This is a genomic window from Stenotrophomonas sp. GL_101, from assembly GCF_057835675.1.
Genome location: NZ_CM174432.1, coordinates 3,147,210 through 3,161,963, shown reverse-complemented (window position 1 = coordinate 3,161,963; position 14,754 = coordinate 3,147,210). Strand labels below are relative to the sequence as shown.

Here is a 14,754-nt window from a genome sequence, read left to right as displayed (position 1 = left end):
AACTTCACTGAGGTGCCTCATGCCAGCAGCAGTCCCCTATCCATCGTGGATGCCAATGCCACTGCGGGACGGATACGGCTTCAAACCCATCTCGCCGTTGGTTTCCCCGCGGTTCGTCAGCGGAGCATCCATCAACCGCAGGAACTACACCAGCACGCCCAGCCGCGTAAGCCTGTCGTGGTTGTTCCCCACCGACATGCAGGCTGCGCTGTTTGAGAAGTGGGTGCAGGAGGATCTCTACGACGGAACGGCCTGGTTCCTGTTGAAGCTGAAGGCGCCTATCGGGGTGGACTACTACCGCTCAAGGTTCACGGAGAGCTTCTACGACGGCCCGATCCTGGTGGAGGGGGATTTCTGGCAGGTCAGCGCCACCATCGAGATGTTCCGGCGCCCACTGCTGGCCGATGGCTCGACCGCCTATCCGGATGCAGTGCGGAATTCCGACATTGTGGATCTGGCGGCGAATAGGGAGTGGCCCACGTCGTGACTATCCTCGAAAGGCTATATGCATCCGGCGGCATCGAGGTTGAGCTGGAAACGCTCGCCATTCACGTCGGGGAGGTTACCCACTACCTGGTGAGGGGGTGGGAGGACATCACCGCGGTCCTGGAAACCGGCGAGACCGTGACCTTCACCGCATGTGGCATGGACGTGGCGAAGCTCGCGAGCAATGCCGACGGTGTCCAGGACCTGCGCTTCGCATTGAGCAACATCAACGGCGTGGTCAGTACGGCCATCCGTACGGCGCTTGCGGCGCGCCTGCGCATGCAGGTCACGCTCCGGGTGTACGTGCACACCGACCTGCTGGCGCCGGTGAAAAACCCGCTGGAGATGGTGATCAAGGGCGGGCAGTGGTCTGCCACGGAGGTCCAGATCACCGCCGGATTCATGAACATCCTCGACACGGCCTGGCCGCGCGACCGTTTCACTCTCTCTCAACACCCGGGGCTGCGCTACATCTCATGAGTATCGATCTGGATAAATACCTGGACGTGGTGTGGGTCAGCGGCGGCCGCGAGTTCCCCGAACTGGACTGCTACGGCGTGGTCAATGAAGTGCGCCGCGACCTTGGCTTGGCACCCTGGGACGAGCATGCCGGGGCAACCCGGGAAGACCTGCCAACACTCGCGCAACAGGCGGCTGTGGCGCAGGCCGGGAGTGATCTTGTGGAAGGGGCTGTCGCGTTCTGCTACGAGGGAAGCGTGGTGACCCACGTCGCTGTGCTGGTTCAGGTGGATGGCCGCATGTGCACGCTGGAATGCAACGAGGTGCACAACGTGACCGTGTTGCCGGTGTCGCGCTTCGAGCGTCGATTCAACAAGGTGGAGTATTACGCGTGATCCGGATCTTCCCATCACGCCTGCCTGGCGAGCCGTTGGAGACCCACCGGCATGGCCGCGCCACCATCGATGGGTGGCTGCGCTCCAACGTCCCTAGCTACCCAGGCGAGGGACCGCACCCGATCGATATCGAGGTGGACGGGGTGATGGTGCCAGTGGATGCGTGGGCGGACACGTGGATCGATCCCGAATCCAACGTCTGCATCTACCCGATCCCCCATGCGGAGGGCGCTCTCACCATCGTGTATTGGGTGGTCGTTGCAGTCATGGCGGCCTACGCGATCTACATGGTGGCCAACATGCCATCGGGGAACCGGTATGGGCAGGGCGACAGTCTCAGCCTGGACACGGCCCGTGCCAACACGGCCCGCCTTGGCAGCCCTATTCGCGAGGTGCTGGGGCGATGCCGCGTGTGGGCCGACTACCTGGTGCAGCCGGTATCGAGGTTCGTTGGCGGCAATTCCTACCGCACCCAGATGTTCGTGTGCGTCGGGAAGGGCCAGCATGTGATCCCGTTCGGCTCGGCGCGGTTGGGCAACACGCCGCTCAGCTCGTTCGGTGACGACGTGCAGATGACCATCTACCCGCCCGGCGCCGACGTTGGCGGCGATCAGCGCTCCGAGAACTGGGTGAACTCCACCGAGGTCGGCGCCACGGCATCTGGCACATCCGGCCTGGACCTGAGCGACACCGCCGACACCGAGACCAGCATCAACGCTGACTCGGTCACCCTCGGCGGCAATGCCCTGACCCTGAACAACGCGACGTATACCGATTCGGATGGGAAGGAACGGCCGGCCACGTCAGTGCCTGACGGCTGGGTGCCCGGTGCCGTGCTGACGATCAAGGCGGCGGCGATCTTCCAGGCGTCCACCAGCGGGCTGTACACGGTCATCGCCGGCAGCGCGGTGGCTGAGCTGGCGCCGGTGGCGGGCATGCCCGTGCTACTGACCTACAGCGGCGCGGACTACGCGCTGTTCGTGGCCAGCTACGTTGCTGGTTCGCCGGCAGTGCCTGGCGTGGGCGGTAGCCCTGCCAAGATCACCGGCTCGTCGGCAGCGACGACCTACGACTACAGCGGCACGCCGGCGAGCTTCACCCTGGGGTGGGCAGGATTGAGCTACGGCGTGGCGCTGGAAGCGAACTACATCACCCTGGGCGTGCTGCTCACCGCGATCAATGACCAGCTGGTAGACAGCGGGCTGGTGGCCACCCAGTCGGGTGGGGTGGTGACCATCGGCGAGGCAGGCAGCCCCTATGCCGGTGGATCGATCACCTTCAGTGGGTTGCCGGCGGGCGTGTTCGGCAGCAGCCCGGCAGCGACCGCAGGCACAGCCACGTCCGGCGGCACCCCGGCAACCCAGCCGCGCGTGACGCTGGCTTACGACAGCGCCACCGGGACAGCCTTCGGCGGGTTGCCCCCGGGCAGCGTGTCGCTGGCAATGTCGCGCGGCCTCAGCGAGTACCGCATCGCCTCCGTCTCTGGTCTGTCGTTGACCGTGCAGCGGTTGACCGAGGCCGGCGTTCCCGATACAGATTGGCCAGGCTGGACAGCCCGAACTTCCTCCGACTACCGGGCAACCGGGCTCACAGAGGGCGAGGAATGGCTCGGGCCGTTCCTGGTCTGTCCGGACGGGGAGACCACCAATGCGTTCGAGTACGACATCAATTTCCCCAGCGGGTTGATCTGGTACACCGACAAGGGCAAGCGGCGCACCTTCACGGTGACGGTGCGCGTGGCGTGGCGGGTGTATGGCTCGGGTACACCGTGGTCCGTCCTGTCCCACACCTACACCGAGATGACCGAGGATGCGATGGGCTACACGCAGCGCATCAACCTGGCCATGCCGGGCCAGATCGAGGTCCGCGTTCGCCGAGTCACCGAGCGCGGCGGCAACTCGGCGCGGGACGCCTGCTACTGGCAAGGGCTGCGCGCCCGCCTGTCGCAGCGGCCGACCCGCTACAACGACCTGACCACCATCGGGCTGACGGTGACCACCGGCACGAAGCTGGCTGCGCAGTCAGACCGCCGGTTCAACGTGGAGGCGACGCGGCAGTACGAATCAGGCACCGCACGCACCATCAGCGGCGCGATGACGCACGTGATGCACACTCTCGGGCTGCCGGCCGACCAGATGGACAGCGAGACGCTGGCGCACCTGGAGGCGACCTACTGGACCCCGCGCGGGGAGTTCTTCGACCTGAGCGCCGAGAAGTCCGGCACCAGCGCGCTGGACGTTCTGCAGATGGCCGGACAAGCCGGCATGGGCTACTTCCTGCTGGTCGATTCCATGTGCTCGGCAGGGCGCGAGGGAATCAAGGCCTGGCGTGGCGGCATCTCCCCGCAGCGGCAGCTCGAGCAGCTGACCACGGCGTTCACCGCGCCGGGCCCGGACGACTTCGACGGGGTGGACGTGACTTACATCGATGAGGTCACCTGGGCGGCGGAGACGGTGGAGTGCCGCCTGCCGGACGTGGATACCCCCCGGAAGGTGGACACCTTCGAGCTGATGGGGGTGGGCACGCGCGATCGCGCGTACCGCATCGGCATGCGACGGCTGATGAAGCACCAAGGCCAGCGCCTGACCTACACGACCAAGACCGAGATGATGGGCCTGGTCTACCAGTACGGCGACCGGGTCAAGCTGTTCGACGACATTCCCGGATCCAGCACCACCAGCGCGATGATCGATTCGGCCCACCTGGATGGCACGCGGGTGCTGATCGAGGTGGGTGAGTACCTAGATTGGAGCTTGCCCGCGCCGCGGTGCCTGATCCGCTTCCAGGACGGATCGCTCTCGGCAGTGATCGTGCCCACCCGGGTGGATGATCACCGCCTAACCATCGCAGCCTCGGCACTGCCGGCGGAGCACGCCTTCAGCACCTGGATCATGGAAGACCCTGCGATTGACCCGCCCGAGCTGATCTTCTGCGACAGCACCCGCGTCGGATATGACGCTGTGCTCAGCGAGCTGACGCCCGGCGATGACGGCACGGTGGAGCTGACCGCACTGCAGTACGACCCCGCTTTTTACCAGTACGACGACGCAATCGCGCCGTAACCCCACCGGAGAACCATAGAGATGACGACCTTCAACACCGGGAACGCGGTGCCGTCGACTGCTGTCAAGGATTTGTACGACAACGCCGAGAACCTGGACGCTGGCATCAACGGTCCGGCACCCACGTGGCAGGACCGCAAGGGCGTTGCCCGGCGTAGTTGGAATGGGATCGAGTCCGAGTTTGAGGACTTCCTGGCCGACAATGGCCTGCGCTCCTACGCCACGTGGGCGGAACTGTCGGCAGATACCGGCCAGCCAACCGGAATGACTGCTCAGGTGCAGTTCGATACCGGGACCCACGTGGATCCGGTCAGCGGAGTAACGGTAAGCAACTCGGGTCAGTACAGCTGGACCGGCGCCGCATGGCGGTGGAATGGTCCTCTGATTCTTGCCCTGAAGGCCGACAAGTATTCGGTGGGCGAGCTTTCGGGTGACATGAGCGATGTGCTGCAGCTGATTGATATCACCGAGACGACGGTGGCACAGACGGTTCGCAACAGCACCTACCCGTCGGCATCCAACATCACCGCCTTTGCAGCGGGCTTCGCCCCGGCCGGCGCCACCGTCAACCTGTTCCGCTTCTGGATGGAGGGGGTGCAGTCCATCGGGCCACTGACGCTGCAGGCATATCTCCGGGCAACCGGCGCCTCTGGCGCGATGCCGCCGGGGCCGAATGACACGCTGCTGGCTGAGACGACCATCGATGGCGCGCTGTTGTCGGACTCCAATGACTGGCGCGAGATCAGCATTCGCCTGCCACAGTCGGTGACTGCCAGCGGAACCGACCTGTTGCTGTGGAAGCTCAGTGCTCGCGGCTTCCTTTCGATCGGTCGCAAGAACGACGCGGCCAGTTCGACGCAGTACGCACGTGGCTGGTTCACCCAAGGCGTATCGGACAACCTTGTCGCAGCCCCCAACCAGCTCGCTTTTCAGGCCATCAACCGCGTTGCCACCAACCCGCTGGCTGAAACGGTCCAGCAAGTTGCCGAGCAGAACGTGGTGCAGGACGATCAGATATCGACGTTGCAGGGCCTTACCGAATTGGTGTCGGTGGCAGTCAACGACACCACGCCCTATGACACCGTTTTCTCAGGCGCCAGCAACTTCAATCGTTGGGCCGTGGGCTTTACGCCCAAGGGCGGCATCATCAACCGGATCCGCGCGCACCTGGACTACCTGACGACGGTCCACCGGTACGTGCTGCAGGTCTGGGCCCGACCGAACGGTTCCAGCTACGCCGGTGCACCCAGCGCGGCCGATGGCGATCAGCTGCTGGCGACCAATACGATTCTGGCCTCGCAGTACCCGCAGACCGACGTGGCGCAGGATGTGGATCTGCGCTTCAACCCGGTGGCGATCCCGGCCGCTTCGACCCTGATCGTGGACATTGAGGCGCTCACCTCGACCGGCGCGCGGGCGCGCATGGGTCTGGCCCGGATCAACAACATCGGCGGCCTGACGCAGATCCAGCGTGGCTACTACCGGCAGGGCGCAGGTGGCTTCACGGCTCTGGCCGCGCCTGGTGCCACCACGGTGGAAGCCTTCTTCGATGAGCTGATGGTGGCCTCGGACAAGGTGCAGGGGCTGGCCGATATCGACCTGTCCTACCTGCTTGACCGGTTCATGCCGACCTTCGGCGCGACGGGCCTGGACGTGGATGTGGGAGGGCTTGCGTACTCGGGCAACCAGCGCCTGCCGCTGAGCGGGACGGTCACTCTGGATCCGGCCGCGACCGGCACGCAGGTGGTCGAGGACTACCCGCTGCAGTACTACGTGGCCAGCGCCCTGTTCGTCAGCAACCCGAACCCGTGGCTTGGCCGCCGGCACATCAGCAACGTGTCGGCGGTGCGTAGCCTGGACAGCTCGGCGCTGGTGCTGGGCACGGACTACGCTGCCCACGTCAATGGCAAGCTGCGCGGGCTGGTCAACACCGCGCCCTTCAACGTCGATACGACCTTCGACTATGCGCGCGAGCGCTACGACCTGATTCAGATCGACCCGCAGTCGATGGCGATTACGGTGAAGAAGGGCGTCGAGCGGGACTTCGATGCAATCGAGTATCAGCCGTCCGCCGATACGGGGCAGGTGATCATCGCCTACTGTCTGGTGGTGGGCGAGGCAGTAGAGGTGATTCCTGCCGGCGAGTTCGAGGGTGGCGTCATCCGGCGCGGCGCCGAAAGCGACTGGCAGTACCTGCTGCAGCACAATCGCCGGATGCTGGCCCGCCTGCTCGGCAAGGCGTCACGGGGCGAGGCCATCACCGTTGCCAGCTATGGTGACTCCATCGTGGCGATCCAACTGGGTGATCCGCCCTACACGGCCAATGGGGTGGCACGCGACCGGCCGGAGAACTACCTGATCAACATGCCGGCCGATACGGTGGCTGCGCTGCCCAAGTTCGATTTTGGTGATGGGGAGGGCCAGGTGCACGTGAAGATCGGTGCGGCGTGGTCCTTGGTCGAAGCGTTGGAGCAGTTCACCGGGCAGGCGGTTACCTATCTCAACTTCGGGCGTGGCGGCAGCACCTCAGCCAACAGCCAGCACAACGGGCTCTGGCCTGCTCGATTGCAGGCGGTATTGGATTCCGGTGCGGACGTGTTGCTGCTGCACTTCGGCATGAATGAGCTTGGGCAGGCGTCGACGTTGGCCAACATCAAGAGCATCGTCAGCCAGGCTAAGGCCGTGGGCATGGACGTGGTGGTCATGTCGGTCCCGCGTCGGAACTCCGTGGACGGGCCAGTGCTGACCGGATGGAACTACACCAACCAGGCGTTGTATCGCGCTGCCATGGAATCCGGGGCAGCCTTCGCTGCGCAGCACTGGATCGTCACCGATGACCAGCTGGGCGGTATGGGGGCAAGTGCCAATTCGCTGGGGGCTGCCGCGCTGTTCAATCACCCCGGGCCTGCCGAGTTGCGGCGTTACGGGCAGCTCCTGGTGCAGGGGCTGCTGGGGTAGGAGATCGTCACGCGGCGGATACGCCGGGTGCGGCCTCATCCGCACCATGTGCTATTCCGCCAAGATCAACGCCGAATACCAGAAGCTGGTCCGCCAGTACGGGGTGACCATGTCCCTGGAGGCCTTTACCCAGCTGTACCTTATGGGAGGGTATTTAACTGGGGCGGGTTGCTGTTCGCTGTATTGGTCGTCCCAGCGGGGAGTTGGTTCTTGGCCTACTTCCTCATCTTCATGATTCGCTGGGTGGCAAAGGGATTTCGCTTCGGGTCGCCTGATAAGTAAATCAAGCCGCGGAGCTGATGGCGCTGTGCTACTCCGCTCTGATCAATACCGACGATAGGGGGAAGTGTCATGAAGATTTGGTGTTTGGGTGGTCCACTTCACGGCGAGGAAATGCCTGATCCGAACCGAGGCGAGTTTGATGCGCTCAATGGAGCAGGGGAATCAGTTCACTACAGCCAGCAACTTCTACAGGTAGATGGCTTGGAGCGGCTGATATGTGTCGTCGGGCCTATTCCATTCGCCGAGGCCCAGCAGCTCGTGAAGGAGCTGGATGCAGTTGCCGCTGCCCGCTCAGCCTCTATGGAAGGGGACTCGCTGGCGAGCGGCATGGCTAGCGGGTCGTCCCGATGATCAATCCGGTTCAGTGAGAGGAAGCTCGAGTGTCTCGCCCTTTTTTGGAAGGACCTGATCGACCATTTTCACGTATCGCTGCCAGCCATGACCGCTGGCGATAGCCAGGCGCTGGAACATGATTAGGGAGTGGAGGTGCTGCGCAAGCAGTTGGTGGCCAACATCGTCGGAAAGCCACTGGTGGAGCTTGTTGGAGCGCTCGCCCTTTTCGTTTTTTGGGGTACGGGCTTCCAGTTCCTTCAGCACGCCTGGTCCTAACCTGTCATAGACAAGATCACGCGTGTAATGCGCGACTACGCTGAAACGGTTCTTCCGCATTCCAGGCCAAGGCCAGTTTTTCAGTTTGTAGATGTTCTCGTAAAATTCGTCCGGGAACCGCTTCGACCAAACAGCCAGCTCCTTGCGAAGAACGATATCCAAGTACTGCTGCAAGGCATCGCGGGGCCGGACTTCCTGATAGCCGGTAGCTTCGTCGACCAAGGCGATGATGCCCAACTGCGCGAGTGCGCGTACAAGGGCTTCTGCTTGCTGTGCAACCGTCAACTGAGCCCTCGTCAAGGCGTCCGCCTGACGCGCTTGCAGATAGATATCGCATACGGCGGGGAGCGCCTCTGCCCGAAACGCCTCCGAAACGACCCCCTTCGTGCTACGAACTTCGGTCCCGGTCAATATTTCCTGCAAGTCTTTGTTTATAAACGGGGAAAGGTTGGCGGCTTCCAAAAAAACGGGCAGTTCGGTCCCAGTATATTTCCGGCCACGCCAAGGCCGTCCGAGGGCCTTCATGATACCGCGCGTACTGATATACCGATTTCCATCTTCGAGGACGTAGCAGGTAAGGGGGACCCCCGCAATCGTTAACGTCCCCTCGTGAGTCGCCTTGGCAGTGCCGTTCCAACGTGCCTCGGCAGCCTTCCGGGCTATTTCGCTCTTCTGGGTTCCAGATAGGGAGCTGGCTCGTGCCTTTCCTCCTGCGGACTGCGGGCTCTCATCGGTCATGCAAGCATTCCTATTCGGGATGCTTGCAATATGCGCCAGCAAGCAAAAGTGGTCAATATGCTTGCGAACGAGCTGCAACAGACCCGGCGTCTGCGCGAAGCGCTGAAGCTGCCGGGCGAGTGGTAGCCCCTCGATCGCCATCCGCCTGCCGACCTGCGACGAAGGTCAGGCGGCCTGATCCTGCCTCAGCTGCACCACGGTGCCGGTGCGCAGCCGGTCCAGGTAGTCCGCCCATTCCTGCATCATCCGGGTGCGCTCCACCAGGTGAGTGGTGCGGTTGTAGGCCCGCCCGTTGGGGTCGCGCACGGCATGCGCCAGCTGGTGCTCGATGATGTCCGGCCGGAAGCCCAGGACCTCGTCCAGGATGGTGCGTGCCGTGGCGCGGAACCCGTGGCCGGTCATCTGATCACTCTCGAAACCCATCCGCCGGAGTGCGGTATTGACCGTGTTCTCGCTCAGCGGGCGCTGGACGCTGTTGCGGCCGCAGAACACGTATTTGCCACGGTTGGTCAACGGGTGAATCTCCCGCAGGATGGCCAGAGCCTGCCTCGACAGCGGCACCAGGTGTTCGGCGCGCATCTTCATCCGGTCGGCTGGGATCAGCCAGACGCCGGCGTCCAGATCGAACTCCGTCCATTCCGCCTGGCGTAGCTCGCCCGGCCGTACGAACACCAGCGGTGCCAGCGCCAGCGCCCAGCGCGTAACTGGGCGGCCCTGATAAGCGTGGATGGCGCGCAGCAACGGCGCCAACTCCTTCGGCTCGGCCAGGGCAGCGTAGTGGCGCTTGGGCTTCGGCTGCAGCGCGCCGCGCAGGTCTGCGACCGGGTTGCGCTTGGCGAGGCCCGATGCGATGGCAAAGCGCATGATCTGCCCGCAGTTCTGGATGACTCGATGCCCGGACTCGATGGCGCCGCGCCGCTCCATGCGTCGGGCGATCGACAGGAAGTCGGGAGCCTCAAGGTCAGCGGCCTGTCTGGATCCGATCCAAGGGAACACGTCGTTGTCCATCCACGCCTCGACCTTGATCCTGTACGACGGCGCCCAGATACGGCCTTTCATCCACTCGCGCCCGATGGACTCAAACGTGAGCGCAGCCAGCCCGGCCTTGGCCGCCGCCGCGTCCTTCTTCTGCTGGCCAGGGTCGGCGCCTTGGGCCAGCAGCCGCCGCGCATCCTCTCGACGGTTCCGCGCCAGCGCCAAGGTGACCTCTGGATACACGCCCAGCGCCAGGCGCTTCTCCTTGCCGCCAAAGCGGTACTTCATCCGCCACCACCGGCCGCCTGCAGGCGAGACCTCCAGGTAGAGACCGCCGCCATCAAACAGCTTCTGGGTTTTGCCGGTCGGCTTGGCGCGCCGAATCGCGAGATCGGAAAGTGGGGGCATCGGTTTTGGGGGCGGAGGGCAGGTGCCCCAAAATATGCCCCCAGAGTCTCACCAGCTGCAACGTGCCGGCTCGTCTTTGCCAGTCCAACGAAAAAGGCCGAAAGCCCTGTTTTTGCAGGTCTTCCGGCCTTTCGAGTGCCCTATCGGGCTAATGTTTGGTGGAGCCAAGGAGGATCGAACTCCTGACCTCGTCGATGCGAACGACGCGCTCTCCCAGCTGAGCTATGGCCCCAAGGTGCTGCGGGATCGAAGCGGAGCGGCCTGGCCGCCCTGCAAACGACCGTCCTAGTCTAGCGCTGCCCGATGCCGGCTGCCAAGGGGGCCGATGGTCAGTGGTCGGGAACCGCCGGTGCGGGGGGCGTGCGCGGAATCGGTGCCAATACGGCTTTGTCGATCTTCGCTGCGATCCCCACGCTGCGTCCGGCCAGGTTGGCCATCACGAACTGCACTGCGCTGCCCATCACCTGGGCGGTCTCGGACAGGCCCAGCCCATAGTCCTGCTCCAGCCACTGCGCCATGCCGGCGGTGGCCGCGCGCAACGCCTCGTCCAGCGATCCGGCCTGGCCGAGCACCATCAGCTGGGTGGCCGATTCCACCCGGGGCGCGGACAGCGGCCGGGCCTTGACCAGTTCGACGCGGATCTCCACGTCCATCGAGGTCTCCAGCGCGTACTGCGAGGTCTCACCATCGCCCTGCAGGGCGTGCGCATCGCCCAGGTAGAGCAGCGCGCCGGGCTGCTGCACCGGCAGGTAGACGGTCGCGCCTTCACGCACTTCATTGAAATCCATGTTGCCGCCGCCGCGACCGGTGTCGCCGGTGGACAGCGATGCGCTGCCGAAGCCCGGTGCTACCGCCAGGCCGCCCAGCATGGGCTGCACCGGCACCTGGAAATCCTTCAGTGGCCCCGTGCCGGCACTGGGACGGGCCAGCCCACGGTCGCGATCCAGGGTCCAGCGGACCGGCTTGCCGAGGGCCTGGGCCTTGGCCGCCAAGGCCGGCGTCAGTGCGCGGCCGACGATGCTGTCCAGGCTGTCGGCATAGTCCCGATTCAAGCGCAGCCGGGTGATGTGAACGGCCAGCATGTCGCCCGGTTCGGCGTCCATGACGAAGAACGGGCCGGTCTGCGGGTTGCCGAACAGCGCGCGGGTCTGGCCCTGTGCATCGACACCGCCGGAATCCACGGTGGTGGTGCGGATGCTGTCGCCGGGCCAGACCGTGAGTACCGGCGCGCGATGCGCAGAGAATTCGTTGGCGTAGTCGGTGGGCACGAAATCATGCCGACGTGGGCCGCCGCTGGGCCGATCAGGCAGGCGACGTGCGCTGAAGGCATGTTCGGCGCGTGCCCCGGGGGTGTTGGAATCGGGGTAGTCGGCACGGCCGCGCAGGGTCTGGCCGGCCTGTTCTGCGCGGAAGCGATAGATCGCGCCGTCGCTGCCGGTCACGCTGAAGGTCACCTCGCGCCCGTCGCGGCGGCCCTGCAACGGGTCGCCATCGAAGCGGCCTGCCAGCGCACCCTCGCTATCGGGCAGCGACAGCAGCTGGTAGGCCGGGTTGCCCCACAGGTCGGTGGTGACCAGGTAGCGGGGGTCGGCGGCATGGGCCAGCGGGGGGACAGCAGCAGGGCCACCGGCAGCAGAAGGCTACGCAGCATTGACGGTCATCTCGGTTGGATCGGGAGCACAGTGATCGCATCTGCCTTGAGGGCGGGCAAGTGCCGAACGGCCACCCACCCGATAGCCATGCCGCACTTGGCGGGATCGCCAGCGGATCGCCGTTGCTCTTCCGGGGCACCGGCAGGCCGGGCATAATCCGCGCCACGACTTCCGGCCGCACCGACAACCGGTCAGCGCCCTGCAACCTGCTTGAAACATCCACGCAATACCGTGCCGCATCCCTGTGTAAACGGGGGTGCCGCTGTTGTTTTCCCGCGTGCCCCGCACGCTACCCCGATCAGTACTGCCCGAGACCCTTGCATGCCTGCCCACCGCACCTCCCTTGTGTCGACGCGTTCCTCCTCCTGCCCCCGCACCGCCCTGCCGCGCCGCCATGCGCTGGCCCTGGCCTGTGCCACCGCCTCGCTGCTCGGCCTGGCCGGCACCGCGATGGCGCAGGATGCTTCGCCAACCGCGCTGGACGCGATCACCGTCACCGCCGACCATCGCGAGCGCAACCTGCAGGACGTGCCGGTCTCGGTCGGCGTGGTCCAGGGCGAGAAGATCCGCGACTACACCGCCGGTGGCGATGACACCCTGCTCGCGCTGTCCGGCAAGGTGCCCAGCTTCTACGCCGAGACCACCACCGGGCGCATCTTCCCGCGCTTCTACATTCGTGGCCTGGGCAACATCGATTTCTACCTGGGTGCCTCGCAGCCGGTCTCGATCATCCAGGACGACGTGGTCCTGGAGCACGTGGTGCTGAAGTCCAACCCGGTCTACGACGTGGACCAGATCGAAGTACTGCGTGGTCCGCAGGGCACGCTGTTCGGCCGCAACACCACCGCCGGCATCGTCAAGTTCGACAGCATCAAGCCGAGCCAGGACTACAGCGGCCGCGTGCAGGCCAGCTACGGCAGCTACGGCAGCGTGGCCGTCGATGGCGGCTTCGGCGGCCCGATCAACGACATCGCCTCGTTCCGCGTCTCGGCGCTGTACCAGCATCGCGACGACTACGTGGACAACACCTACACCGGCCCCAGCGCCGATGGCACGGTGGCACCGCGCAAGAACGCCATGGGGGGCTTCGACGACCGCAACGTGCGTGCCCAGCTGCTGCTGCAGCCCAACGACAACTTCTCGCTGCTGGCCTCGGCCCACGCCCGCGATTACGACGGCACCTCGACGCTGTTCCTGCGCAATGCGCTGACCCGGGGCTCCAACAAGACCGACGTGCCGCGCGACCGCGTGGCCTACGATGAAGCCGACAACAACCCGCAGTCGTACAAGACCTACGGTGGCTCGCTGAAGGCGGTCTACGATTTCGGCAATATCTCGCTGACCTCGATCACCGCCTACGAAACCACCTCCGGTTACAGCCGCGGCGACACCGATGGCGGCGCGGCGGTGAACTACCCGGTCAACGGCCTGCCCAACGGCTATGGCCAGTCGATGGGCCAGATCCGCGACCTCGACCAGTGGACCCAGGAAGTCCGCCTGGCCAATGGCGATGACAACCGCCTGAAGTGGCAGGTTGGCGCGTTCTACTTCGACGGCCGCGATACCACCGATTTCTACCAGCGCGGCTACTTCCTGCAGGGCAACGCACGCAACCCGAACAACTGGGTGCGGCTGCGCAACGAGAACACCTCGTGGGCCGGTTTCGGCCAGCTCAGCTACGACGTCACCGACAAGTTCACCCTGACCGCCGGCCTGCGCCAGACCCGCGATGAGAAACACACGCGCCTGCTCAAGACCGCCGACAGCGCCGCCGGCGTGGTGACCTACAAGGGTCGCACCGACGTGGAAATGTCCGATACCACGCCGAGCTGGGACGTCAGCGCGATGTACGCGTTCAACCCGCAGTTCAGCGTGTATGCCCGCGTTGCGCGCGGCTTCCGTGGCCCCACCATCCAGGGCCGTTCGGCGGTGTTCAACGCCGATTTCACCACGGCCGAGTCCGAAACCATCCTGTCCTGGGAAGCGGGCATCAAGAGCAGCCTGTGGGACAACCGCCTGCGCCTGAACGCCGCCGCCTTCACCTACGCGGTCAATGACATCCAGCTCAACGGCAACGATTCGGATGGCAACGGCGTGCTGTTCAACGCCGACAAGGCCAGGGCCTACGGCCTGGAAGCGGACATGGAACTGCGTCCGATCCCGAACCTGGCCCTGAGCGCCGGTATCAGCCTGCTGCACAGCGAGATCCAGGACGACCGCGTGTACGCGCAGGTCTGTGCGCTGAACGGCGCGGTGGTGTGCACGGTGAACGACCCGACCATCAAGGTCGGTGCCAACACCTTCGCCCAGATCAACGGCAACCCGCTGCCGAACGCACCGAAGTACAACATCAACATCGCCGCGCGTTACGACGTGCCGGTCAACGACAGCGATGTGTTCTTCGTGTCCACCGACTGGAACAAGCAGGGTTACACCAGCTTCGTGCTGTACGACTCGGCCGAGTTCAATTCCAAGGGCAGCTTCGAAGGTGGCCTCAAGCTGGGCTATTCGGCCAACTACGGTGCGTGGGAAGTGGCGCTGTTCGCGCGCAACATCACCAACGAGAAGAACCTCAAGGGCGTGATCGAGAACTACATGGCCGCGGTGTACAACGAGCCGCGCACCGTGGGTGTTTCGCTCAACATGAACTGGTAAGTGGCATGCGCCGGCACCGCGATGACGCGGTGCCGGCAGCCTGCGCAAGGTGGTACCCGCGACGCCCTGCACCCG

Annotated in this window: 9 protein-coding genes and 1 tRNA gene; 6 read left to right on the top strand and 4 right to left on the bottom strand. The window is 64.8% G+C overall.

Annotated features, from left to right (window positions below):
• Positions 1–19 precede the first annotated feature (19 nt).
• Genes AC3IR9_RS13880 through AC3IR9_RS13860 form a run of 5 tightly spaced genes read left to right on the top strand, consistent with a single transcriptional unit; the run spans position 20 to position 7,360 of the window.
• A complete protein-coding gene (locus AC3IR9_RS13880) occupies positions 20–487 on the top strand; it encodes a hypothetical protein (protein ID WP_489291327.1) in 468 nt (155 codons plus the stop codon).
• Entirely contained in the window at positions 484–966 is a 483-nt protein-coding gene (locus AC3IR9_RS13875) for a DUF1833 family protein (RefSeq protein WP_489291326.1), read from the top strand. The genes AC3IR9_RS13880 and AC3IR9_RS13875 overlap by 4 nt, the downstream gene beginning before the upstream one ends.
• Positions 963–1,340: a hypothetical protein gene (locus AC3IR9_RS13870; protein ID WP_489291325.1), complete on the top strand. Its 378-nt coding sequence runs from the start codon at positions 963–965 to the stop codon at positions 1,338–1,340. The genes AC3IR9_RS13875 and AC3IR9_RS13870 overlap by 4 nt, the downstream gene beginning before the upstream one ends.
• Positions 1,337–4,402 (top strand): host specificity factor TipJ family phage tail protein, encoded by a 3,066-nt coding sequence (locus AC3IR9_RS13865; RefSeq protein WP_489291323.1) that lies wholly within the window; start codon positions 1,337–1,339, stop codon positions 4,400–4,402. Before AC3IR9_RS13870 ends, AC3IR9_RS13865 begins: the two co-directional genes overlap by 4 nt.
• A gap of 21 nt (positions 4,403–4,423) precedes the next feature.
• A complete protein-coding gene (locus AC3IR9_RS13860; RefSeq protein ID WP_489291322.1) occupies positions 4,424–7,360 on the top strand; it encodes an SGNH/GDSL hydrolase family protein in 2,937 nt (978 codons plus the stop codon).
• A gap of 633 nt (positions 7,361–7,993) precedes the next feature.
• Here the strand turns inward: AC3IR9_RS13860 and AC3IR9_RS13855 are convergent.
• From AC3IR9_RS13855 to AC3IR9_RS13840, 4 genes are all read right to left on the bottom strand, one after another.
• On the bottom strand, positions 7,994–9,130 hold the full coding sequence (locus tag AC3IR9_RS13855) for a P63C domain-containing protein (RefSeq protein ID WP_489291321.1): 1,137 nt from the start codon (positions 9,128–9,130) through the stop codon (positions 7,994–7,996).
• Between the two features lie 24 nt (positions 9,131–9,154).
• Complete coding sequence (locus tag AC3IR9_RS13850; RefSeq protein WP_489291320.1) at positions 9,155–10,372, bottom strand: tyrosine-type recombinase/integrase; 1,218 nt, start codon at positions 10,370–10,372, stop codon at positions 9,155–9,157.
• 156 nt (positions 10,373–10,528) lie between these two features.
• Positions 10,529–10,604 (bottom strand) — tRNA-Ala (locus AC3IR9_RS13845).
• A gap of 97 nt (positions 10,605–10,701) precedes the next feature.
• Positions 10,702–11,853 (bottom strand): acetamidase/formamidase family protein, encoded by a 1,152-nt coding sequence (locus AC3IR9_RS13840; protein WP_489291318.1) that lies wholly within the window; start codon positions 11,851–11,853, stop codon positions 10,702–10,704.
• 492 nt (positions 11,854–12,345) lie between these two features.
• Here AC3IR9_RS13840 and AC3IR9_RS13835 point away from each other — a divergent pair, with 492 nt between their 5' ends.
• On the top strand, positions 12,346–14,679 hold the full coding sequence (locus AC3IR9_RS13835; protein WP_489291317.1) for a TonB-dependent receptor: 2,334 nt from the start codon (positions 12,346–12,348) through the stop codon (positions 14,677–14,679).
• Positions 14,680–14,754 lie beyond the last annotated feature (75 nt).